This is a genomic window from Streptomyces sp. NPDC097129 (assembly GCF_055668065.1).
In genome coordinates, this window is record NZ_JBVOQE010000006.1 from 420,225 (window position 1) to 443,918 (window position 23,694).

The window sequence follows — 23,694 nt, forward strand, 5'->3', positions numbered from 1 at the left end:
CCTCGACACGGCCAGGGCGCCCGAGGGGGGTGTCCTGGCCGTCGGCCGGGGCGGGGTCACATCGTCGCGCCCGCCATCGTGCGGCACATGCCGGCGCAGTGGCGGCAGGACTCGGCGCAGCGCATCATCTGCGGGTCGTCCGGCACGCCCGTACACGCCTCCGCGCACATGTCACAGGCGCGGGCGCACATCGCGCAGACCGCGACGGCCAGCGGCGAGCGCCGCATCATCATGTCGGCGCACATCCGGGTCATCTCGGAGCAGTCCATCAGCGCGCGCATGACCTGCATCTGAGCCTGCCCGCCCAGCTGCAGGCAGGAGCTCATCGTCTCCTCGCACACGGTGTGGCAGGACATGCACGCTTCGACGCAGTCCTGTGTCTCCTTGTTCATGGGGGTCGCGGCGGACTCGGTCATGGCTCCTCCTGGGGTGCGAGGGGCCCCGGGGCGGGGCCCCGTTGCGTGCCCTTCCGTGGTACGCCTCACACGGCCCCGCGTCCATCGGACATCCCTACGACGCCCCTACGACGTCCCGCCTCGGCGTCTCTACGACGTCCCGCCCCGGCGTCCCCGTCTCAGGCGCAGCCGACCTCGTTGCCCCGCACCACCGCTGTGTCCGCCTGTTCCGGCTGTTCGGCGCGCACCGGGTGGACCTGGCGGAAGTCGGTGCCGGCGATCACCTTCATCAGCGGGCCCCGGCCGGGCGCCGGGCGCAGTTCGCTGCCGGGCAGGGCGGCGGCCAGCGACCGGGCGGAGCGGTCCCAGCGCGGGTCGTACAGGATGACCGTGCGGCGCGCGGGGGGTGTGGTCGCGTTGCCGGCCGGGGCCGCGTTGCTGGCCGGGGCCGCGTTGCCCGGCGTGCCGGTGGTGCGGAAGCCGGCCGCGGCGAGGGCGGCGTCGACGCGGCGGCCGAGGCCGGACGTCGCGGTGCCGTTCTCCACCTGCACCTGGATCTGCTGCGGGGCGACCTCCACCTGCGCGGGGGCGGTGCCGCGCGGGCGCTGCGCGGCGAGCGGCTTGTCCTCGCGCAGCGCCTCGAACAGCTTCGCGGCCTTGGCGTCGTCCCACTTCAGTGTCGAGCCGATGCCCTTGACCTGGTAGCCGAGCTGCCCGACGGGCACCGTGGTGAACTCCGACGACGACGGCGAGAAGGTGCGCATCGCGCGCCCGAGGTCCAGCAGCTCGTCGGCGCCGAAGCCCTTGTCCGCCCGCACCGAGCCGAGCACCGCCCGGGTCACGTCGCGGAACCGCAGCGGGTTCAGCAGCACCCCGGAGGACGTCGCCCGGTCCACCAGCGCCGCCAGGAAACGCTGCTGCCGCTTCATCCGGCCGAGGTCCGAGGCGCCGTCGATGTGCCGGGAACGCACGTACTGCAGGGCCTCGCCGCCGGTGAGGGTGTGTGTGCCGGCCGGCAGGTCGAGGCCGGTGTAGGAGTCCTTCAGCGGCTCGGCGGTGCAGATCTGCACCCCGCCCAGCTCGTCGACGGTCTTCATGAAGCTGGTGAAGTCGACCTCCAGATAGTGGTCGATCTTCACGTGGGTCATCTGCTCGACCGTGCGCACGGTCAGCTGCGGCCCGCCCTCCGCGTACGCCGCGTTCAGCTTGATCGGGTGCCCGCTGTGCCGCTCACCCGTGGTGGCGTCGGTGTGCGCGGGCGTCTCCGCGTAGGAGTCGCGGGGGAGGCTGACCACGCTCGCCCGGTCCCGGTCCTCGGAGATGTGCACGATCATGATGGTGTCGGTGCAGTGGCAGGGGGCGCCGCCGAGGTGGTACTTCTTCCGCTCCTCCGGCGTGATCTTGTCGCGGCCGTCGGTGCCGACCAGCAGCACGTTCATGCCGTGGCCCGCGCGGGGCCGGTTCTTCATGTCCTTGAAGGGGTCGACCCGCGCGATGTCCGCGTCCAGGCTGGAGATCACGGCGTGCCCGATCCCCGCGGAGGCGAGGACGACGACGGACAGCGTCGTCACCGCCCGCATGGCCCAGCGCGGCCTGCGGCGCCCGGCGGGCTGCCGGGACCTGCGGGGCGGCTGCGGGCGGCGCTGCGGCCGGGACGGGGCGGGACGGAGCGGCGTGGACAAGAAGGACACCTCCGGACGAGGCCGTACGCGGGATCCGTGAGCACGGTAGGTCCATACGATCTGCAGCCCGGTGACCCGCTCACGCGGCGCGCAACGGTGTCCCCCGTTCGCGGTAACGTGAGCACCGATGAACGCCAAGTCCGACGTGCAGCTCCCCGCCGTATCCGTGATCATGCCCGTCCTCAACGAGGAGCGGCATCTGCGCGGGGCCGTCCAAGCGATCCTCGTGCAGGAGTACGCCGGCGAGATGGAGGTCGTGATCGCCCTCGGTCCGTCCACGGACCGCACGGACGAGATCGCGGCCCGGCTCGTCGCCGAAGACCCCCGCGTGCACACCGTGCCCAACCCGACGGGCCGTACGCCCGCCGCCCTCAACGCGGCGATCAAGGCGTCCCGGCATCCGATCGTGGTCCGCGTCGACGGGCACGGCATGCTCTCGCCGAACTACATCGCCACCGCCGTGCGGCTGCTTCAGCAGACCGGCGCGCAGAACGTCGGCGGCATCATGCACGCCGAGGGCGAGAACGACTGGGAGCACGCCGTCGCCGCCGCGATGACCTCGAAGATCGGCGTCGGCAACGCCGCCTTCCACACCGGAGGCGAGGCCGGCCCTGCCGAGACCGTCTACCTCGGGGTGTTCCGCCGCGAGGCGCTGGAGCAACAGGGCGGCTACAACGAGGAGTTCATCCGCGCCCAGGACTGGGAGCTGAACTTCCGCATCCGTGAGGCGGGCGGCCTGATCTGGTTCTCGCCCGAGCTGCGGGTGTCGTACCGGCCGCGTCCCTCGATGCGCGCGCTCGCCAAGCAGTACAAGGACTACGGCCGCTGGCGGCACGTCGTCGCCCGCTACCACGCCGGCTCGATCAACCTGCGCTACCTCGCCCCGCCGACGGCGGTGTGCGCCATCGCCGCCGGCATCGTCGTCGGGGCGGCCCTGACGCCGTGGGGCTTCGTGATCCCGGGCGGCTATCTCGCGGCGATCGCCGCCGGGTCGCTGCCGGCCGGCAAGGGGCTGCCGCTCAAGGCGCGGCTGCAGATCCCGCTCGCGCTGGCCACCATGCACATGTCGTGGGGCTGGGGCTTCCTGACCAGCCCGAAGTCGCTGGCGAAGCGCGTCATCGCCTCCCGCCGCCCGGCGGTGCTCAGCGGCGCGCGCACCGCCGAGCAGCCGCACGAGCCGGCCTGAGCCCGACCCGGCGGCACCACCGGACCCGGCCTCTCACCAGGTGAAGGCCGGGTTCACGTGCATGCACTGGCTGTCGTCGGAGGCGTTCATCGCCTGCGCCGACTCCGGGACCTTCCCGTCGTCCTTCGGCGCCCGGTACGCCGTACCCGTGCGCCAGTCCGCGCCCACGACGAGGGTGACGCCGGAGACGTCGGTGGACTTCTGCACCGCGCTCGCCGGCAGGCCGAGCACGTGCGCGACCCGGCGGGCGTCGCCCTCCAGATCGGCGCTCGGGTAGCGGACCACGGTGCTCTCCTCGGTGAGGGCCGAGGAGGGGTCCGACAGGGCCTGTGTGAAGCCCTTGTCCGTCAGCAGCCGCGCCACCTCGGACGCCCGGCCGCTCGCCGGGGCGAGGGTGTCGGTGCGCGTGCCGTTCACGACCTGTACGGCGATCTCGGCATCCGGGGCCGCCTGATCCGCCGTTGCTGTCGCCGTCGCCGTCGCCGTCGCGCTGGGCTCGGCGGCGGGCTTCGCGGCGTCCTTGCCGTCGAGGGCGACGTCGTCGCGGACCATGCGGAACAGCTTCGCCGCGTCCGAGGTGGGCTCCACCCGGGCGCCGACGTAGCGGTTGGGCATCGTCGTCATGGTGATGCGGTCGGTGGGCACCTTGCGCAGCTCGACGGCCAGGTCGTACATCTTCTTGATGGTGCCCAGGCCGTCGTCGACCGTGATCGCCTTCGTGGCCGCCTCGGCGAGGGCGCGCAGCGCGCCCGGGTTGCCGAGGGTGGCGTTGCGGCGCAGCTGACGCACCATCGCGTTCATGTACATGTGCTGCGCCTTGGCGCGGGCGAGGTCGCTGCCGTCCTCGAAGCCGTAGCGGGTGCGCAGCCACTGCAGGGCCTGCTCGCCCTTGACCGGGGTGGTGCCCTCGGGGAGCTTCAGGCCGGAGCCGTGGCCGTCGGCGGTGTGGGAGCGGATGTTGGCGTCCACGCACACCGGGACGCCGCCCACGGCGTCCGCCATCGACACCACGCCCGAGAAGTCGATCATCATGAAGTGGTCGATGTGGATGTCGGTGAGCTTCTCCCAGGTCGCCACCGTGCAGCCGGGCCCGCCGCGGCCGAGGGAGGTGTTCGTCATCACCCGGCCGGTGGTGGCCCGGTAGACCGTGCCGTCGTGCGGGTCGGTGCACTTGGGCAGCTTCAGCAGCGTGTCGCGCGGCATGCTGACGACCGACATGTTGGAGCGGTCGGCGGAGACGTGGACGAGCATCTGGACGTCGGCGAGCGGGACGCCGCCGAAGGTGTCCTTCGCCCCGCCCAGTTCCTGGTTCTCCTTGGTGTCCCGGGCGTCCGAGCCGATCACCAGGATGTTCAGCGGCTTCTGCCCGGCGGCGTTCGGCGTCGGCACGCTCGCCCGGTCCTTGGCGTCGCCGAGGTTGAGGTGGTCCTTCTTGATGTTGTGGTTCAGGTGCCGGTAGTAGAGGTAACCGGCGCCGGCCGTGCCCAGCAGCAGCAGCGCGAGCACCGTCGCGATCCAGCGCAGCACCCGCCGCCGCCGGCGGCGCGGGCGCACGGCGGCGTGTCTGCCTTCCTTCACGGCGGGTCCGGGCGCCCGTGCGCTGTCGTCCGGGTCCCGTGCGCGGTCGTCGGCATCCCGTGCGCCGCCGTCCGGCGCTTGTTCGCCGCCGTCCGGTGCTTGTCCGCCGTCGTCCGGTTCCGGGCGCCGGCGCTCGCGTATGTCCGTGAGCGTGCCGTCCCCCTGCCCCTCGTTCTGTGCCACTTCCCGTCCTCCCCACCCCTGGGCCGTGCACCCGACCGGCCCCCCTCGGCCGGATTTCCGCGACATCATCGTGCAGTCGGGTAAGAGTTCCCTTTGTGTCACCGGCGCCCGTCGGCCCGCCGGGAAGGCCCCGCGCTACCAGCGGTACGGCTTGTACACATCCATGCAGGTGCCGCTGTCGGAGCCGCTCAGCGCGTCCGCGTCCGAGGGCAGGTCCCCGGCCTGCGGCGGCGGCTGCACCGGATACGTCGTGCCGGAACGCCAGTCCGCGCCGACGACGACGGTGACGCCGGAGACGTCCGTGGACTTCTTCACCGCGCTCGACGGGATACCCAGGGCCTTGGCGACCTGCTGGGCGTCCCCCTCCAGATCGGCGCTCGGGTAGCGGACCACGGTGGCGGACTCGGCGACCGGCGGCGCGGTGTCCCTCGCCGCCCGCGCGAAACCCTTGCCCACGAGTGCCTGCGCGATCGTACCCGCCCGGCCCGGGACGGCGGCCTGCGCGTCGGACCGGGTGCCGTTGCGTACGACGACCCCGATCTGCGCGTCGGGCGCGGCCGGGTCGGCGGACGCCCCCTGCCGGGCGTCAGGCTTCCCGGCGCCGCCCCGCGCGCCCTTGTCGTCGAAGGGAACGTCCTCGCGGACCATCCGCCAGATCTTCTCCGCCCGGTCCCCGGCAGCGACCAGGTGCTCGTCGTTTCGCGGGTCCTGCACCGTGGGCAGCGTCGCCATGGTGATCCGGTCCGGCGGCACCGTCTTGAGCTGCATACCGAGGTCGTACAGCTTCTTCACCGTGCCGATCTCCTCCGACACCTGCAACGACTTGGTCGCCGCCTCGGCCAGGTCCATCAGCCGGCCGGTGTCGGTGAAGACGTTCTGCTGCCGCAGCGTGCGCAGCATCGAGTTCAGGTACATGTGCTGGGCGCGGGCGCGCAGCGGGTCGCTGCCCCAGGCGTGCCGGGTGCGCAGCCACTGCAGGGCCTGGACGCCCTTCACCTGGTGCCGGCCGGCCGTCAGCTTCAGACCCGAGCCGCCCTTCTGGGCGGGCAGCGGGCGGTCCCACACATTCTGTTTGACGCAGACATCGACCCCGCCGATCGCGTCCGCCATGCGCACCACACCGGCGAAGTCGATCATCATCCAGTGGTCGATGTAGACCCCGGTGAGGTTCTGCCAGGTGGCGAGGGTGCAGCCGGGGCCGCCGCGGGCCAGCGACTCGTTGATGATCGTGTTCGTCGCCGGGAAGCGCCGGCCGGTCTTCGGGTCGGTGCACTGGGGGATCGGGACGCGGGTGTCGCGCGGAATACTCACCACCGATGCGCTCTGCCGGTCCGCGGAGAGATGGATCAGCATCTGCACATCGCCCAGCGGCGGGTTGCCGCGGTTGTCCCGGCTGCCGCCGAGCGCGACGTTCTCGTCGGAGGCACGGCTGTCGGAGCCGATCAGCAGGATGTTCAGCGGGGTCTGCCCGGCGGCGTTCGGATCGGCCTTGCGGGCCTTGGAGTCGCCGCTGTCGCGCTCACCGCTGCGGAGATTGCCGTTGAGGTGCTCGTAGTAGAGGTAACCGGCGCACGCCGTGCCCAGTATGACCACGGCCAGAACGGTCGCCGACCAGCGCAGCGCGCGCCGTCTCGGCCGTCTGCGGCCGGTGCCGTGACCACCGCCGGAGCCGCCCCCCGCGGCCCCGGCCCGCGAGGTCAGGGACATGGTGTCCTCGACCGCCGGCGCCTCCCCCCGGACACTGCTGCGCGCCACAGCTGCCCCTCCCCACCCTCGTCGGTCATCGAACGGGCCTGTCGCCCCGTCCTGTTAGACGTACGACAGGCCCGTTCGGTGGCCCCGCTGTGCTCAACTCGCGCACTGAACCTTGTCCGCCGTGGACTGGTTGTCCACCTCCGGCGCCTTCACCGGTGCGGTCAGGGACACCCCCGCGCCCTTGAAGTCCTTGCCCAGCGTCAGCGTCATCGTGGGCAGACCCTGGGCGTTGGTGACGCTCTGGCCGGGCTTGAGCGCCGAGCCCGGCAGGCCCATCAGCGCGGCCAGCTTGCGGGCCTGGGCCGCCTGGTCGGGGGCGTACTCCAGGGTCGTCTTCGCCGCCGCGGCGGGCGCGTTGCCCGCGTTCTCCGACTTCAGCACGCCCTGGTCGTTCTGCAGCCAGTTCAGCGTCTCGTAGGCGGAGCCGGCCTTCGCGCCGCCGTTGAGGATGCGCACCCGCACCTCGTCGGCGGGCGCCTGCGGGCCCTTGAGGCGGGCGGCTTCGGCGTCCTTGGCGGCCTTCTCCTTCTGCTTCACCGCGGTGAAGGAGACGTCGCCCTTGATGGCGTCGAAGACCGCCGGAGCCTTGTTCGGGTCCGGGACGACCGTGGCGTGCACCACCTTCTCGGCGGGGTTGTCGATCACCGGCAGGGTGAGGAAGGTGATGTTCTTCGGCGGGACCTTGTTCAGCTCCAGGGCGACGTCCTTGAGGGTGCTGACCTTCTTGATTGCGGAGTCGACGGTCAACGCCTTCGTGGCTGCGTCCGCCAGGTTGTACAGCTTGGCCGGGTTGGTCAGCGTGTCGCTGGAGGACATCTTGCGGGCCAGCGAGCCGAGGAACTGCTGCTGCACCTTGATGCGGTCCAGGTCGCCCGCGTTGCCGAAGCTGTGCCGGGTGCGGACGAAGGCGAGCGCCTGCTCACCCTCGATCTTGCTCTCGCCGGCGGGCAGCTTGAGATGTGACTTCGGGTCGTCGACGGCGTGCTTGAGGCATACGTCGACGCCGCCGACCGCGGACGACAGCGTCTTGACCGCGTTGAAGTCCGCCATCATGAAGTGGTCGACGTGGATACCGGTGACCGCCTGCACCGTGCGCATGGTGCAGCCGGGGTCGCGGCCGTCCTGGCCGAGGCTGGTGTTGAAGCGGACGTTGTCCGTGCCCGGGATGACCTTCTCGGAGCCGTCGCTCTGCTTGGTCGGGCAGTCCGGGACGTCGACGATCATGTCGCGCGGGATGCTCATCGCGGTGGCGTTGGTCCGGTCCTTGGCCACGTGCAGCAGGATGTTGGTGTCGGCGTGGCCCACGCTGCCCTTGTCGCCGTAGCCCTCGTTGCCCTTGCCGGTGCGCTTGTCCGTGCCGATGATCAGGATGTTGAAGGCGTCGTCCTTGCTGAAGCCCTTCGAACCGGCGTCGCCGACGTCGGTGCTGCTGACGTTGCCCTCGAGGTGCTTGATGAAGAGATAGCCCGCGGTGCCGACGGCGACCAGCACGAACGCCATCGTGCCGCCGGTCCACATCACGGCCTTCTTCGCCTTCGACTTCTTCTTCGCCGGGCGCCGTCCACGGCGGCCCGCCACCGGCTCCGCAGGAGCGCCGCGGCGCCGCCGGGGTGACGGCACGTCACCTTCCGGGGTGCCTCGCCCGGGCGCCGCGGGCGTGCGGGTACGGGAGCGCGCCGCGGTGTCCGGTGCCGCGGCGCGCGCTGCTGCGTCGGATGCCGGCGAGCCCGGCCCGCGGTTCCCCTGCGGGGTGCGGGGTCTGCGCGGCGAGGGAACCCCCGACTGCGGCGCGACCGTCGACTGCGCAGCGGAAGGAGTCAGTCGCAGTTCGTATTCGCCGGTGCTCGGATTGAGCACCCACTGGTCTGCGGGATCGATGTTCTCCGCCCGCCCACGGCCTTGCGCGTCCACGGTTGCTCAAATCCTCCGTCGGGGCCACGCCGCGCCTTTCCCCCTCGAGGCGCTCCGGTCTCGGTCTCACAGTGCACGATCTGCACGACCCCAGGACGGACCTCGTGGTTGGGTGCACCGGATCGCTCACCCTATCCGCCTCGTTCGGCATCGGGCGACGCCGGTGACAGATCCCACTTCCCTACAAGCGGGCAATTGCCTCATTTACTGGAACGGGCGTTCGCCGTCTTGGGTATCGCTTTACTCGCAGGTGCCGTGGGCGGCGGTGTTCCCGCGGAACGTGGGCTCGGGGGAGGCGGATTGGGGGGAAGCGGGCCCGGTGGCGGAGTCGGACGGCTTTCCGTCACCCGTTCCGTACGGCGGGTAATCGGAGGAGGCGTTCTCGGTGACTTTTACCGGCTTGTCTTCGCGCGGGAGGCCGAACAGTTTTTCCGCTTCCGGTTCCACCAGGTGGTCACGATCGGCGTTGTGGGCGTATGGCTCCCGTGGAACGGTCAAAAATTGGACCCGTTCGGTGGGGATGTCTCGCAATCCGCGCACGAGTTGGTACAAACCGGGCTTAGGGGTACGCCGTTGCTGCGGATCTTGTTGACGAGCGCCGCGAGGAATCGTTGCTGCCGGTCCATGCGGTCGGTGTCGCTGGCGTTGCCCAGGGGCGTGCGGGCGCGGACGTAGCCGAGGGCCTGCTCGCCGTTCAGGGTGACGCGGCCGGTCCTGTGCGGGTTGCCTGCGGCGCTGGGTGCGTGGTCGTCTGCGGGTGCGTTGTGGCTGGTCGCGCAGTTCCCCGCGCCCCTTATATGCCTGCGGCGGCCCGTTGCTGTCCGGTGGCCGGTTGCGGTAGCGCCTACGGCCGGTTTCTGGGTCGGGGACGGGGTGGGGGGTGTCCGTCCTCGGTCCGGCCGCCCGTCCCCGACGAGGGCGCCCTTGCCCGGTGCCGGCCGCTGCGGGCGGACACCCCCCACCCCGGCCCCTTCCCGCCGTACGCGGGTGCATCAACGCCGTGGCGCGCGCCTCCGACGGCAGAGCTGCGGGCGTCGTGCCGCTGGGGGTACCCGCTGCTCGAACTGTCACGGCGTCTGGCGTCAGGTAACGCCGGGCGCGCAGCCCGATGGCCAGGGTGTCAGCGGGCCGTGGAGGACACCCGTTCCGTGTCGATTCGCTTGGCCAGTTCTTCCTCCCCGAGCAGGGGCAGGTTCCGGCACAGCACCACCGAGCCGCCGCTGGCCAGCGGGGCGTACAGGCCCGCGCTCAGGCCCTCCCACGTGTCGTACGGCAGCCCGGACAGCAGTCGGGAGCCCGGTCCCGTCAGGCCCAGACGCGCCGCGTCCCCGACCGCCCGCTCCACGATCTCCGCGCCCGTCAGCTCCGCGCCGGCCACGATCAGCGCCGGCTCCTCCGGGTCCACCGGCGCGTACGGCACGAAGCGGTCGCCGAAGGCCGGCACGTCGACGGCGTAGTCGGCGTATCCCTCCGGGGGAGCCGGGACGAAACGCCGGCCCAGGGGTGCGAGGGGCAGGGCGTAACGGTCGCCGCCGCACGCCAGGCCCCGTTCGAACTCGCCGGGGCCCGCCACCACGAAGTCCGCCCGGGCCGGGTCGCCGTCGACGTCCGCGACGGCCCCGACCGAGGCGCACGCCAGCAGCCAGACCGCCGTCTGCCAGTGGGCGGGCAGGAGGAGGGCGATCCGGTCGCCGGGCTCGACGGACCACCCGTCCTGGAGGAGGTTCGCGGTCTTGGCCACCCAATTGGCGAAGGTGGCCACGGACAATTCGACTCGTTCACCCGTGGCGTCGTCGTAGAAGGTCACCAGCGGGCGCGCGGCGTCCGCGGCGAGCGCGGAACTCAGCAGGTCGGCAGGGGTGCGATCGGTGGCGTTCACCCGCATCAGCGTACGCGCGCCCCATCCCGCGCACCCACCGCCGCCCCGGCCCGGGGCCGGTCGCATGCCACCGGTTTGGCGCAACGGCAGTCGACGGCCCGTCAATTCCCCGATGGACAGATAAGTCTGACTATGTCCAGGATCGGTGGCATGCGTGGATTGCTTGCTTCTTCGATCGGCGTCACATGCGCAGCCGCACTCGCCCTTCCGCTGACCCCGCCCGCCACGGCGGCCCCGGCACCGGCCGGGGCTCCTACGGCCGCCGAGATCCCCGGCAGCACCGCGTCGCTGCCTCTCGTCCCGCTCGGCACGGACCGCGCCCCGGGCTCCGCCCTGCAGGGTGTGCCCCGTCGCGGCACCGGGCACTTCTCCCTCGTCGGCGTCATCTGGGACGACCCGGACGCCGTACTCCAGGGCCGTGTCCAGGTCCGCACCCGCGCCGCCGGCAGCCACACCTGGTCCGGCTGGCAGGACCTCGACACGCACAACGCCGACCACGGCGCCGACCCCGGCACCGTCGAACGCACCTCCGGCCATGTCCGCGGCGCCACGGCCCCGCTGTGGGTGGGCGACTCCGACGGTGTCGAGGTCCGCGTACGGGCCGAGACCGTCTCCGGCAGCCATGTCGAGGAGACCGGACGCGGCGTCAGGAACGTCACCTCCTCCCCGCTCCCCTCCGGGCTGCGCCTGGAACTGGTCGACCCCGGCCGCGACACCGCCCCGCACCGGCGCACCCCGGTCGCCGCAGCCCACGACGAGCCGGAGGAGGAGAGCGAGGACACCACCGAGGTGCGGGAGGTCGCCGACGCCAACGCCGGCCTGACCGGCGTGGCCCCGGGCGCCGCCGAGATCCCCGCCCTCGACCGCGCCGGGACCGAGCAGGAGCTGGCCACCCTGCGCGGCGCCGAGATGAGCCAGCAGGAACGCGCGAAGCCGTACATCGGACCGCGTCCGCGGATCGTCACCCGGGCCGGCTGGGGCGCGGACGAGAACCTGCGCGAGAAGGGCTTCGTGTACACGAAGTCGGTGAAGGCGGCCTTCGTGCACCACACCGCCACCGGCAACAACTACACCTGCGCGCAGGCCCCGTCGGTCATCCGCGGCATCTACCGCTATCACGTCAGGAGCATGGGCTGGCGGGACATCGGCTACAACTTCCTCGTCGACAAGTGCGGCACCATCTACGAGGGCCGCGCCGGCGGCGTCGCCAAGCCGGTCCTGGGCGCCCACACCCTCGGGTTCAACTCCAACAGCATGGGCGTCGCCGTCATCGGCACGTTCAGTTCGGCCAAGCCCGCCTCCGCCGCGGTCACGGCCATCGCCCGGCTGGCGGCCTGGAAGCTCGGTCTGTACGGGATGAATCCGACCGCCAAGACATACCTGAAGTCCGGCGGTGGCAACCTCTACGCCAAGGGCTCGAGCGTTCGCCTGAACGTGATCTCCGGTCACCGCGACGGCTTCGCCACCGACTGCCCGGGCAAGCAGCTCTACGGCAAGCTCGGCACCGCCCGCTCCAAGGCGGCGGGCTACCAGGGGCGCTGAGGCCGGGACATACACTGGCCGGTCGAAAGACAGTTCGGCCGGTCCCGGCAGGAAGCAGAGACGACAGGTGACAGAAGCGATCCTTCTGGTCGGCGGCAAGGGAACCCGGCTGCGCCCGCTCACGGTCCACACCCCCAAGCCCATGGTCCCGGCGGCGGGCGTGCCGTTCCTCACGCACCAGCTGGCGCGCGCGAAAGCGGCGGGCGTGGAGCACGTCGTCCTCGCCACGTCGTATCTGGCGGAGGTGTTCGAGCCGTACTTCGGCGACGGCTCGTCGCTGGGACTGCACCTGGAGTACGTCACGGAGGAGGAGCCCCTCGGCACGGGCGGCGCGATCCGCAACGTGGCCGCGCGGCTCCACTCCGGCCCCGACGACCCCGTCCTGATCTTCAACGGCGACATCCTGACCGGCCTGGACATCCAGGCCCTGGTCCGCACCCACGAGACGACGGGCGCGGACGTCTCCCTGCACCTGACGAAGGTCACGGACCCGCGCGCCTACGGCCTCGTCCCGACGGACGGCACCGGCCGGGTCCTGGCCTTCCTGGAGAAGCCGCAGACCCCGGAGGAGATCGTCACCGACCAGATCAACGCCGGTGCGTACGTCTTCCGCCGCTCGGTCATCGACACGATCCCGGCGGGCCGGCCGGTGTCGGTGGAGCGCGAGACGTTCCCCGGCCTGCTGGCGGCCGGCGCGCATCTCCAGGGGATGGTCGACTCCACGTACTGGCTCGACCTGGGCACCCCGGCCGCGTTCGTCCGCGGCTCGGCGGACCTGGTGCTGGGCCGGGCCCCGTCGCCGGCCGTGCCCGGCCGCTGCGGCGACCGCCTCGTCCTGCCCACGGCCACGGTGGCGCCCGACGCCAAGCTCACCGGCGGCACGGTGATCGGCGAGGGCGCCTTCATCGCGGAGGGCGCCCGTATCGCCGGCAGCGCGATCCTGCCGGGCGCCGTCGTCGAACCGGGCGCCGTCATCACCGACTCCCTCGTCGGCGCCCGCGCCCGCGTCGGCGAACGCACGGTCCTGACGGGGACGGTGATCGGCGACGGCGCGACCGTCGGCCCCGACAACGAGCTCCGCGAGGGCGTACGGGTGTGGTGCGACGCCCACATCCCGGCGGCCGCGCTCCGCTTCTCTTCGGATCAGTAGTCCGGCACGGGGTGCTTGCGGCGCGGGGTGCCTGCGGCGCGGCTGCTTGCGGCGCCGGGCCGTGTTTCGTCTGCGGGTGCGTGGACGGCTGGTCGCGCAGTTCCCCGCGCCCCTGCGCCCAATGCAGGACCGTCCGCCGACACGGGCACCAAGACTGCCGACGCCGCCCCCGCCGAACGTACCCGCCGCCTACAACCCCCGAATGTCGCCCACAGGAAAGCGGGGCGCACGCCGCGCCGGCACCCGCCCGCTCAGCAGGATCAGCCGCGCCGCCCGATGCCGCTGCCCGGCATATGGCTCCAGCAGGCGCAGCATCTCCGTGTCGTCGGCGTGCCGGTCGCCCGCCAGCGCCCACCCCACGATGCCCGGCAGATGCAGATCGCCGACGGTCACCGCGTCCGGCGCCCCATGACTGCGCTGCACGGTCTCCGCCGACGTCCACGGTCCGATCCCCGGCACCACCTCCAGCCGGGCCTGCGCCGCCGCCGGAGGCATCCGGGTCGCCTCCTCCAGCCGCGCGGCGACCCGTACGGCCCGCAGGACCGTCGACGCCCGCTTGTCGTCGACGCCGGCGCGGTGCCACTCCCAGGAGGGGATCAGCGCCCAGTCCCGGGCGGCAGGCATCACGTACATCCGGCCGGGAGCCGGTCCGGGCGCCGGTGCGCCGAAGCGCCGTACCAGCAGCCGCCACGCCCGGTACGCCTCGACCGTCGTCACCTTCTGCTCCAGCACCGACGGAATCAGCGACTCCAGCACCAGACCGGTACGGCCGAGCCGCAGCCCGGGCCGCCGGTGCCGGGCCAGCGCCACGATCTTGTGCCGGGGCGCGAAGGAGGACGGATCGTCCTCGGCGCCGCACAGCTGGGGCAGTTGGTCCAGCAGCCACTCGGCCCCAGGACCCCATGCCTCGCCCCGCACGACTCCGCCCCGCGTCGTCACGCGCAGCGTGCCCGGCCCGCCAGGCGTCCGGCTGGCCCGCCACACCGAGCCGTCGGGCAGGGCCCGGAACGTCGGGTCGCCGGGCCCGCGCCGCAGCGGGCCCAGGACCAGGCCGAGGTCGAGCGGCCCGTCCGGCGTCCACGTCCGCACCCGCCCCGGTGCCGTCGCCGGCCGGGGCACGGCGCCCGCGGGCAGGGCGACCTCGCCGCCGCGCATCGTCGTACGCGTCGGCCGGGGAGCGAACCGTCCAGCCACGAATGAGGTCCCGGGGTGAGGAGGGAAGGAGACGTTACGAGCGTACGGTCAGCGGACCTCGATGAAGGCCCCCGCGTCCCGCTCCGGCCGCGGCCGCGGCTCCTCGGCCGGGTGCCCGACGGCCACCGCGCCCATCGGATCCCAGTCCGCGGGCAGGCTGAGCGTCTCCCGGACGACGTCCCGGCAGAACATCGTCGAGGACACCCAGGCCGAGCCGAGCCGCTCCCCGGCCAGCGCGACGAGGAGGTTCTGCACACCGGCGCCGGTCGCGACGACGAACATCTCCCGCTCGGCCGCATCGCGCCGCGCGTCGCCGTAGGTGTGGGAGCCGTCCATCACCAGGCAGGGGACGACCAGGTAGGGGGCGTTGCGCAGGACGTCGCCGCGGCGCACCCGCTTGGCGATGGATTCCTCGCTCTTGCCGTCCCTGCGCAGGTCCGCGACCCACGCGTCCCGCATCGCGTCCAGCAGACGGGTGCGGGACTCCCGCGACTCCAGCAGGACGAAACGCCAGGGCGTGGTGTGGTGCGGGGCCGGCGCCGTGACCGCCGCGGCCACCGCTCTGCGCACCGCGCCCGGGTCGACCGGCTCGTCGGTGAACGCCCGCACCGTACGGCGCTGGGTGACCGCCTGCCGGATCGCCTCGGACGTGCCGAGGCGGAACATGTCGTCACGCGCGCCCCGCACCAGGGCGCGGGCTCCGTCCGTGTCGTCGTCCGCGACCACCTGGGGCAGGCCGCGGACGACGGCCACCGGCAGGCCGGCCGCCTTGCCCTTGACCAGGTCGCCGGCGGCGGCCAGCTCGTCCGCGGTCGCCACGACGGTCGCGCTGAGCGGATTGCCGTACGCGTCCGTGCCGCCGCGCAGATCGTCCAGCACGCGTACTCCGGCGGCGCCGATCGCGACGTCCGTGAGCCCCGAGCGCCAGGGCCGCCCGAAGGTGTCCGTGACGACGACGCCGACGGTGACGCCGAGCATGTCGCGCAGCCCGGAGCGGATCGCGCGTGCCGAGGCGTCGGGGTCCTCGGGGAGCAGCAGCACCGTGCCCGCGGGGGTGTTGGAGGCGTCGACCCCGGCCGCGGCCATGATCAGGCCCTGCCGGTTCTCCACGATGCGCAGGGTGCCGCGCCGGGCGACCACGCGCACCGTCTCGGCGTCGATCGCGGCTTCCCGGTCGGCGGCCTCGACGATCCGGCCCTCCGCCTTGGAGACGATCTTGGACGTGACGAGGACGACGTCCCCGTCGGCCAGGCCCGGCTCGGCGGCGGCGATCAGCTTGGCGAGGTCGTCGCCGGACCGGACCTCGGGGATGCCGGGCAGCGCCCACACCCGGTAGCCCTCGGCGCTCGGCGCGCTCACCGCCCCCGCACCTCCTCGGCCAGGGCCAGCGCCTCGCGGGCCATCTGCGCGGTGGCGTCGACGTCCGTCATCATCAGCGGCACGGCCCGGCAGCGGATGCCGGCCGCCTCGACCCGCTCGACCGCGTCGGTGTCGACGGTGTCGACGAGCCAGCCGTCCAGCAGCCCGGAGCCGTAGTGCTCGGCGACCGCCGTGGCGGTGGACTCGACGCCGACCGCCGCGAGCACCTTGTCCGCCATCCCGCGCACGGGCGCGTCCCCGACGATGGGGGACAGGCCCACGACCGGCACGCCCGCCTCGGCGATGGCCTCGCGGATGCCGGGCACGGCGAGGATGGTGCCGACGGAGACGACGGGGTTGGACGGCGGGAAGAGGATCACGTCCGCCTCGGCGATGGCCTCCAGCACGCCCGGCGCCGGCTTGGCCTGCTCGGCGCCGACCGGTACGACGGCCTCGGCCGGGACCGAGGCGCGCAGCTTCACCCAGTACTCCTGGAAGTGGACCGCCTTGCGCTCGCCGTCGATCTCGACGGCCACGTGCGTCTCGACGCGGTCGTCGGTCATCGGGATCAGCTTCACGCCCGGCTGCCAGCGGTCGCACAGCGCCTCGGTGACCGCGCTGAGCGGATACCCGGCGCCGATCATCTGCGTCCGCACGATGTGCGTGGCGAAGTCCCGGTCGCCGAGCCCGAACCACTTCGGCCCGACGCCGTAGGAGGCGAGCTCCTCCTTGAGGTGGAAGGTCTCGTCCGCTCTTCCCCAGCCCTGCTCCTCGTTGATGCCGCCGCCGAGCGTGTACATCACCGTGTCGAGGTCCGGGCAGACCTTCAGCCCGTAGAGGTGGATGTCGTCGCCGGTGTTGCCGATGACCGTGATGTCCGCGTCCGGCGCGGCCCGCTTCAGACCACGCAGGAAACGGGCACCGCCGATGCCGCCTGCCAGAACCACAATGCGCATGCGCCAAGTCTGGCAGGCGGGTACGACAACGCGTCAGACGGTCAGGGAACGCGGCCGTTCCCGGCCCTCGCAGTGCGGGGCGGTGTGCATCGGCATCTCGGTCAGACCCGGGAAGTACACGTGCAGGCTGACCGCCGGCTCGAGGGCGTCGTTGACGACCTCGTGCGCATAGCCGGGTGCGAAGACCCGCTGGGCGCCGGGCGCCAACGCGCGCGTGCCGCGCTCCGTGTGCTCGGTCAGGGTGCCGTCCAGCACGGTCAGCACACCGGAGGAGGGGCCGTGGTCGTGCCGTCCGCTGCCCTGCCCGGGCACCCAGGACAGCAGCCACACCTCGTAGCCGGGTCCGGTGCGCAGCCGGTGGTACCAGCGGCTCGTGGCGTCGTAGCGCACGAGGTGCTCCCACTGGGCGCGGTCGGCGGCGATGGTGCGGGCGAGGCCGACGAAGTCGGCGACGGTGGCCGGGTGCTCGCGCGGGGGCTGCAGCAGGTGCGGGACCTCGAGGAGGTCGCCGGCGATCTGGAGGTCGCTGTCGCTGTTCATGCGGTGGGGGGTTCCTTGGCGAAGGGTGCGGGAACGGGTGCCCCGTGGGAGAGGGCGGGGGAGCAAACGGCGGCCCCGGGACGGTGTCCCGGCGGGCGGCTGGAGCTACGGACGGCTCAACAGCTGGGACAGCAACAGCAACAGCAACAGCTACAGCGAACGCACGCAGCACCGAGGGACCCGGCGGTGCGGGTCGTCACGGATGCCAAGTTCGCGAGCATGCCCACAAGGACAGCGGTTCACACCTGCACTGTCAACTCGACGACCGGTATGTGGGACAAGCTTCACCTGTTCCGGTGCATGTGTGAGGTGAAAGGTTTGTGCACCCGCTCACCGGGACACATGCGGCACATCCGGGTGCGCAAGCCGCGTTGCGATCTCGTGATCCGAATGTGATCTTGTTCGCTTCGCCGTGTGCACAGGAACGGGATCGAACGCACGGGCGTCTTTCTCCGTACAGGCTCCGTGAGGGGTCCTCGAGGCGGAAGGCAGCCTTCCGGACCCCGTCTGTGTGTCAAGGTTTATGGCGATTTGAACACTTTCCGCACCGCCTTGGTTCCGCAGAGTGAATAAGGGGCCCAATAGCAGATCTCGGCTTGACTCGCCCGGAGCAGCACACTTGTAATTTCACTCGTGTCGTTCAGCCGAAATCGGTAACGGCTACATCACGGGGACGCGGAAAGACAGACGAGGGGCGCACATGACCGAGACGGTGCAGCAACTGCTGGTCGACGACGCGGGCGAGGAACTCGGCTGGCAGGAGCGCGCGCTGTGCGCCCAGACCGACCCCGAGTCCTTCTTCCCCGAGAAGGGCGGCTCCACCAGAGAGGCCAAGAAGGTCTGCCTCGCATGCGAAGTCCGCTCCGAGTGCCTGGAGTACGCCCTCGCCAACGACGAACGGTTCGGCATCTGGGGCGGACTGTCGGAGCGCGAGCGCCGGCGGCTGAAGAAGGCCGCGGTGTGACCGCCGTATGACCGGCTTCTGACCGAACAACCGCGGACTGTTCCGTACAAACGTGTCGAACGGCCCGTCGCGGGTGGGTTATCCACAGGCGGCGGGCCGCGGTCATGCCCAGCCGATAGTGTGGTCGCTCGTCCGAGACGCCCCACCGCCCGCAGGCGGCACAGGCGTCCACCGCAGTCCACCGAACCGGGGCCCGTACCTCGATGACCGTGCACAGCCACTCCGCAGCCCCGCAAGACGGGGCGGCGACAGCTGGGTTCGACCCAGCCCGCCCGCCCGAGTTCCCGCGTCACGTGGTGACCGCGGTCCTCGTCTCTCACGACGGCGCCCGCTGGCTGCCCGACGCGCTCGCCGGGCTGGTCGGCCAGGAGCGCCCCGTGCAGTACGCCGTCGCCGCCGACACCGGCAGCGCCGACGACTCCGCCCCGCTGGTCACGGCCGCCCTCGGCGCCGACCGCGTGCTCCACCTCGCCCGCCGCACCGGCTTCGGCCAGGCCGTCGAGGAGGCCGCCCGCACTGCCCCCCGCCTCACCCCCGAGGAACTGCCCTACCTCAAGCGGCCCAGCGGCTGGGACCCCGTCACGCGCACGTGGCGCGACGACGCCTACGACCTGCCCGAACTGCCGCACGGGGAACCCGTCCACTGGCTGTGGCTGCTGCACGACGACTGCGCCCCCGAACCCGACGCGCTCGCCGAACTGCTGCGCGTCGTCGACCGTGAACTGGAGCTCGGCCGCGACGACGTGGCCGTCGTCGGCCCCAAGCTGCGCGGCTGGTACGACCGGCGCCAGCTGCTCGAGGTCGGTGTCTCCATCGCCAACTCCGGCCGCCGCTGGACCGGCCTGGACCGCCGCGAACAGGACCAGGGCCAGCACGACCACGTGCGGGACGTGCTGTCGGTGTCCAGCGCCGGCATGCTCGTCCGCCGCGACGTCTTCGAACAGCTCGGCGGCTTCGACCGCCGTCTGCCCCTCATGCGCGACGACGTCGACCTGTGCTGGCGCGCCCACGCCGCCGGCCACCGCGTCCTGATCGCCCCGGAGGCCGTCGTACGGCACGCCGAGGCCGCCTCCCGCGAGCGCCGCGCCGTCGACTGCGCCGGCCGCACCACCGCCTCACCGCACAAGGTCGACAAGGCGGGCGCGGTCTACACCCTCCTCGTCAACGCCCGCACCGCCGTGCTGCCCTGGGTCGTGGTGCGCGTCGTCCTCGGCACCCTGCTGCGCACCCTCGCCTACCTCGTCGGCAAGGTCCCCGGACAGGCCGTCGACGAGATCCGCGGCCTGCTCGGCACCCTCCTGCGGCCCGAGCGGATCATCGCCGGCCGGCGCCGGCGCGGACGGCCCGCCGTCGACAAGAGCGAGCTGCGGCCCCTGTTCCCGCCGCCCGGCGCGACCGTGCGGGCCACCTTCGAACAGGTCGCCGGGAACCTCCTCGGCGGCTCCGACCCGGAGACCTCCTCGGCCGGCCGGCACGGCGGCGCCGTGGAGTCCGGGCCCGGCGGCGACGACGCCGAGTTCCTGGAGATCGAGCAGTTCGCGCGCCTGAAGCGCATCGCCCGCAAACCGGGCCCGGTGCTCTTCCTGATGCTGCTGGCCGTCTCCCTGATCGCCTGCCGCAACCTCCTCGGCGGCGGCGCCCTCGCCGGCGGCGCCCTGTTGCCCGCCCCGGCCGACGCCTCCGAGCTGTGGTCCCGCTACCTCGACGCCTGGCACCCGGTCGGCGCCGGCGGCGCCCCCTCCGCGCCGCCCTACCTGGCGATCGTCGCGCTGCTGGCGTCGGTGCTGTTCGGCTCGACCGGCCTCGCCGTCACCGTCCTGCTGGTCTGCTCCGTCCCGCTGGCCGGCTTCACCGCGTACTTCGCCTCCCGGCCGCTCGTCGAGTCCCGGCTGCTGCGCGCCTGGGCGGCCATCGTGTACGCCTTCCTGCCCGCCGCGACCGGCGCCCTCGCCGGCGGCCGCATCGGCACCGCAGTCCTCGCCGTCCTGCTGCCGCTGATCGCCCGCGCGGGCATCGCCGCGAGCGGCCTCGCGAACCCCTTGGGCGCACGCGGCGGTTGGCGCGCCACCTGGGCCTACGCCCTGCTGCTGACCCTGACCACCGCGTTCACACCGATCGTGTGGCCCATCGCGCTGATCCTGGGCATCGCGGTCCTCGCCCTGCGCCGGAGCGACCTGCCCGCCCAGGGTCTGCGCTTCCTGGCCCAGCTGGCGACCCCGCTGCTCGTCCTCGCTCCCTGGTCGCTGTCCCTGCTGCCGTTCGGCTTCTTCACCGAGGCCGGCCTGGGCTACGGCCCGTCGTCCGCCTCCGCGCTCGACCTGCTGGGCGCAAGCCCCGGCGGCCCCGGCACCGTCGACGGGCTGATGCTCATCGGCATCGTGCTGGCCGCGCTCGCCGCCCTGATGCGCTCCGATCGCCAGCGGGGCATCTGGACCGCGTGGGCCGTCGCCCTCGTGGCCCTCGTCTTCGCCGTCCTGTCCAACCGCTCCACCTGGGCCGGCCCCGCCACCCTCGTCTACGGCCTCGCCCTGCTCGCCGCAGCCGTCCTCGGCGCCGACGGGGCACGCACACGCGTGGCCGAGCAGAGCTTCGGCTGGCGCCAGCCGGTCGCCGCACTGATCGCCTTCGCCTCCGCCGCGGGCCCGCTGCTCGTCGCCGTCGGCTGGATGATCGGCGGCGCCGACGGGCCGCTGGAGCGCCGCGACCCGGTGCAGGTGCCCGCGTTCGTCGCCGAGGAGAGCAACACCCGCGACCAGGCCCGCACCCTCGTCCTGGACAGCGACTCCGCCGCCCACGTCAGCTACATGCTGGTCCGCGGCTCCGGCGCCCGCCTCGGCGACGCCGAGCTCGCCGCCGCCGACGGCGCGAACGACCCGCTCGACAAGACCGTCGCCAACCTCGTCGCCGGCTCCGGCGCCGACCAGGCCGACCAGCTCGGCGCGTTCGCCGTTCGCTATGTCCTCGTCCACAAGGGCGCGCCCCGCGAGATCACCCGCGTCCTGGACGCCACCCCCGGCCTGAGCCGGCTCAGCGAGCAGAACGGCAGCGCGCTGTGGCGGGTGGACCGGGAGGTCTCCCGCGCCGCCGTCGTCCCGGCCTCCGGCACCGGCACACCGCAGGCCGTCGCGGCCGGCCCCGTGGAGATCCACACCACGATCCCGGCCGGCCAGGGCACGCGCGTGCTGCGTCTGGCCGACGCCGCCGCCGACGGGTGGAGCGCCACCCTGGACGGCAAGCCGCTCAAGGCCACCACCGTCGGCGGCTGGGCCCAGGGCTTCGAACTGCCCGCCTCCGGCGGAAAGCTCGACGTCGTCTACGACGACCCGTTCGGCCACACCGCCTGGCTGTGGGCCCAGGGCGCCCTCGCCGTCGTCCTCGTCGTCCTCGCCCTGCCCGGACGGCGCCGCGACGTCGACGACGACCTGCCCGAGGAGCCGGTGATCCCCGCCCAGCCGGTCGCCGGCGAGGGCCGCCGCGCCCGCCGCCTGCGCGCCCAGGCCGAGACGGAGGCCGCGGCCGGGCAGGAGCAGCCCGCGCCCGCTCCGGCCGAGCAGCCCCCGGTGCCGGCCGGGCAGCAGCGGTCCTACGGCCAGTGGGACACCCCCGCCCCCGCGTCCACCGAGTACGGCGGCTACGACCCGTACCAGGCAGGCGGACAGCCGTACCCGGCGGACGGCGGCTACGACCAGGCGTACCAGGCCGACCCGTACCAGTCCGGCGGCTACGACCCCTACGCCTACGGCGGCCAGACCCCGGCCGGGACCTACGACCCGACGGCCTATCAGCAGCCGTACGACCAGGGGTACGACGCGACCGCGTACGGCCAGGCACCGCCGCAACCGCACGACGGCGGCCATGAGCGCCCCGACGGGAGCCAGCAGTGAACCGCACGACCCTGTCCCTGATCGCCGGCGCGACCGCGCTCGCCGCCGTGACCGGCTTCGCCGCGCTCAGCTCCCCGGACGCCTCCGGCGCGGACACCGCGCGGGCCGCCGCCCAGCGGCCCGTGGAGCGCACCACGCTGCTGTGCCCGGCGCCCAGCCAGTCCGACCTCGCCGACACGGCGTACACGTCCTTCACGCCCGTCACCCAGGGCGTGCCGGGCGCCGGCTCGGCCGAACTCAAGGCCGCCACCGAGCAGTCGGCGGACGGCGCGAGCGGCAAGGACAAGAAGGGCGGCAAGAAGGGGTCCGCGCAAGGCGGCGCCCCGGGCCTCGCACCCAAGCAGCCCGGCACCCCCGCCACCGGCGAGGCCTCCGGCGCGGACGTGCCCGCGCTGATCGGCACCGCGCAGGGCAGGTTCGCGCCCGGCTGGACGGTCCAGCAGACCACCGAGGTCGCCGCCGGCAACGGGCGCGGCCTGCAGGGCGTCAACTGCACGGCTCCGGACACCGAGTTCTGGTTCCCCGGCGCCAGCACCGCCGCCGACCGCACCGACTACGTGCACCTGACCAACCCCGACGACTCCGCCGCCGTCGCCGACATCGAGCTGTACGGGAAGGACGGCGCGGTGAAGTCGACGGTGGGGGAGGGCATCACCGTCCCGCCGCACGCCGGCGTGCCGATCCTGCTGTCCACGCTCACCGACGACCGGCAGGACGACCTCACCGTCCATGTCACCGTCCGCAGCGGCCGGGTCGGCGCCGCCGTCCAGGCCCTCGACGAGAAGCTCGGCGGCGACTGGCTGCCCGCCGCGGCGGACCCGGCCCCGAGCCTCGTCCTGCCCGGCATCCCCAAGGACGCGGTCTCCGTCCACCTGGTCGCCTTCACACCCGGCGGCTCCGACGCCGACCTCAAGGTGCGCCTCGCCTCACCCTCCGGGCAGATCACCCCGGCCGGCAACGAGACGCTGCACGTGAAGTCCGGCATGACCACCGTCCTCGACCTCGGTGACGTCACCCGCGGCGAGGCCGGATCGCTCGTGCTGACGCCGACGGATCGCGCCGTGCCGGTCGTTGCCGCGCTGCGGGTCGTACGCGGCAAGGGTGACCGGCAGGAGACGGCGTTCATCCCGGCGACCGCGTCCGTGGGCACGCGCGCGACGGTCGCCGACAACAGCGCCAAGGGCACCACGCTGTCCCTCACCGCGCCGACGGCGAGCGCCCAGGTCAAGGTCACGGCGTCGGCCGGCAGCGAGGGCGGCACGGCGGCGACGCAGACGTACACGATCAAGGCCGGCACCACCCAGGACGTGCGGTTCCCCGTCCCCAGCGGTCTGAAGGGCACGTACGCGCTGACGGTCGAGGAGGTCTCCGGCGGCCCGGTCTACGCCTCCCGCATGCTCGCGGCGACGGAGGACGGCGTTCCGGCCTTCACGATCCAGACCCTGCCCAACGACCGCGGCACGGTCGCGGTGCCTCAGGCGGACGAGGACCTGACGGTACTGCAGAAGTAGGGCGCGGGCCGGGCGGTACTGCGGA

The 23,694-nt window shown here is 73.0% G+C and carries 16 protein-coding genes and 1 pseudogene; 6 read left to right on the forward strand and 11 right to left on the reverse strand.

The genetic code is table 11. From position 1 onward, the window contains the following. Window positions 1–56 precede the first annotated feature (56 nt). Both AC0B9F_RS20385 and AC0B9F_RS20390 read right to left on the reverse strand, forming a co-directional pair. Complete coding sequence (locus AC0B9F_RS20385; protein ID WP_472004511.1) at window positions 57–416, reverse strand: four-helix bundle copper-binding protein; 360 nt, start codon at window positions 414–416, stop codon at window positions 57–59. Window positions 417–574: 158 nt separating this feature from the next. Beyond that, window positions 575–2,077 (reverse strand): LCP family protein, encoded by a 1,503-nt coding sequence (locus AC0B9F_RS20390; protein WP_472004513.1) that lies wholly within the window; start codon window positions 2,075–2,077, stop codon window positions 575–577. 127 nt (window positions 2,078–2,204) lie between these two features. Between AC0B9F_RS20390 and AC0B9F_RS20395 the strand changes: the two genes are divergently transcribed. Next, complete coding sequence (locus tag AC0B9F_RS20395) at window positions 2,205–3,263, forward strand: glycosyltransferase family 2 protein (RefSeq protein ID WP_472004515.1); 1,059 nt, start codon at window positions 2,205–2,207, stop codon at window positions 3,261–3,263. Window positions 3,264–3,296: 33 nt separating this feature from the next. Here AC0B9F_RS20395 and AC0B9F_RS20400 read toward each other — a convergent pair whose 3' ends face one another. The 5 genes and pseudogenes from AC0B9F_RS20400 to AC0B9F_RS20420 all read right to left on the reverse strand — a co-directional run bounded on the left by AC0B9F_RS20400 (window position 3,297) and on the right by AC0B9F_RS20420 (window position 10,569). Then, a complete protein-coding gene (locus AC0B9F_RS20400; RefSeq protein WP_472004517.1) occupies window positions 3,297–5,024 on the reverse strand; it encodes an LCP family protein in 1,728 nt (575 codons plus the stop codon). 135 nt (window positions 5,025–5,159) lie between these two features. Then, entirely contained in the window at window positions 5,160–6,731 is a 1,572-nt protein-coding gene (locus AC0B9F_RS20405) for an LCP family protein (RefSeq protein WP_472004593.1), read from the reverse strand. A 141-nt stretch (window positions 6,732–6,872) separates the two neighbouring features. Continuing rightward, entirely contained in the window at window positions 6,873–8,690 is a 1,818-nt protein-coding gene (locus AC0B9F_RS20410) for an LCP family protein (RefSeq protein WP_472004519.1), read from the reverse strand. A gap of 240 nt (window positions 8,691–8,930) precedes the next feature. Continuing rightward, window positions 8,931–9,400: pseudogene (locus tag AC0B9F_RS20415) on the reverse strand (LCP family protein); the annotation flags it as partial. Window positions 9,401–9,810: 410 nt separating this feature from the next. After that, window positions 9,811–10,569, reverse strand: coding sequence for a TIGR03089 family protein (locus AC0B9F_RS20420; RefSeq protein WP_472004521.1), 759 nt, complete (start codon window positions 10,567–10,569; stop codon window positions 9,811–9,813). A gap of 150 nt (window positions 10,570–10,719) precedes the next feature. On the opposite strand from AC0B9F_RS20420, the gene AC0B9F_RS20425 reads away from it, so the two are divergent. Further along, window positions 10,720–12,111 (forward strand): peptidoglycan recognition protein family protein, encoded by a 1,392-nt coding sequence (locus tag AC0B9F_RS20425; protein WP_472004523.1) that lies wholly within the window; start codon window positions 10,720–10,722, stop codon window positions 12,109–12,111. A gap of 67 nt (window positions 12,112–12,178) precedes the next feature. Beyond that, window positions 12,179–13,261 (forward strand): mannose-1-phosphate guanylyltransferase, encoded by a 1,083-nt coding sequence (gene manB / locus AC0B9F_RS20430; protein ID WP_472004525.1) that lies wholly within the window; start codon window positions 12,179–12,181, stop codon window positions 13,259–13,261. Between the two features lie 189 nt (window positions 13,262–13,450). Here manB and AC0B9F_RS20435 read toward each other — a convergent pair whose 3' ends face one another. Genes AC0B9F_RS20435 through AC0B9F_RS20450 form a run of 4 tightly spaced genes read right to left on the reverse strand, consistent with a single transcriptional unit; the run spans window position 13,451 to window position 17,310 of the window. After that, window positions 13,451–14,455 carry a DNA-3-methyladenine glycosylase family protein gene (locus AC0B9F_RS20435; RefSeq protein WP_472004526.1) on the reverse strand — a complete coding sequence of 335 codons (1,005 nt, stop codon included), beginning with the start codon at window positions 14,453–14,455 and terminating at the stop codon, window positions 13,451–13,453. Window positions 14,456–14,503: 48 nt separating this feature from the next. Then, entirely contained in the window at window positions 14,504–15,814 is a 1,311-nt protein-coding gene (locus tag AC0B9F_RS20440) for a coenzyme F420-0:L-glutamate ligase (protein ID WP_472004527.1), read from the reverse strand. Further along, window positions 15,811–16,770, reverse strand: a complete 960-nt coding sequence (cofD, locus tag AC0B9F_RS20445) for a 2-phospho-L-lactate transferase (protein ID WP_472004529.1) — start codon at window positions 16,768–16,770, stop codon at window positions 15,811–15,813. Before cofD ends, AC0B9F_RS20440 begins: the two co-directional genes overlap by 4 nt. Before the next feature lie 33 nt (window positions 16,771–16,803). Next, entirely contained in the window at window positions 16,804–17,310 is a 507-nt protein-coding gene (locus AC0B9F_RS20450) for a cysteine dioxygenase (RefSeq protein WP_472004531.1), read from the reverse strand. A gap of 700 nt (window positions 17,311–18,010) precedes the next feature. Between AC0B9F_RS20450 and AC0B9F_RS20455 the strand changes: the two genes are divergently transcribed. The 3 genes from AC0B9F_RS20455 (at window position 18,011) to AC0B9F_RS20465 (ending at window position 23,669) form a co-directional block, all read left to right on the forward strand. Then, the gene (locus AC0B9F_RS20455; RefSeq protein ID WP_361639037.1) at window positions 18,011–18,274 is read left to right on the forward strand and encodes a WhiB family transcriptional regulator; all 264 of its coding nucleotides are present in this window, start codon (window positions 18,011–18,013) and stop codon (window positions 18,272–18,274) included. A gap of 203 nt (window positions 18,275–18,477) precedes the next feature. Next, the gene (locus AC0B9F_RS20460; protein ID WP_472004532.1) at window positions 18,478–22,158 is read left to right on the forward strand and encodes a glycosyltransferase family 2 protein; all 3,681 of its coding nucleotides are present in this window, start codon (window positions 18,478–18,480) and stop codon (window positions 22,156–22,158) included. Then, window positions 22,155–23,669: a DUF5719 family protein gene (locus AC0B9F_RS20465; protein ID WP_472004534.1), complete on the forward strand. Its 1,515-nt coding sequence runs from the start codon at window positions 22,155–22,157 to the stop codon at window positions 23,667–23,669. The genes AC0B9F_RS20460 and AC0B9F_RS20465 overlap by 4 nt, the downstream gene beginning before the upstream one ends. The last annotated feature ends 25 nt before the right edge of the window (window positions 23,670–23,694 follow it).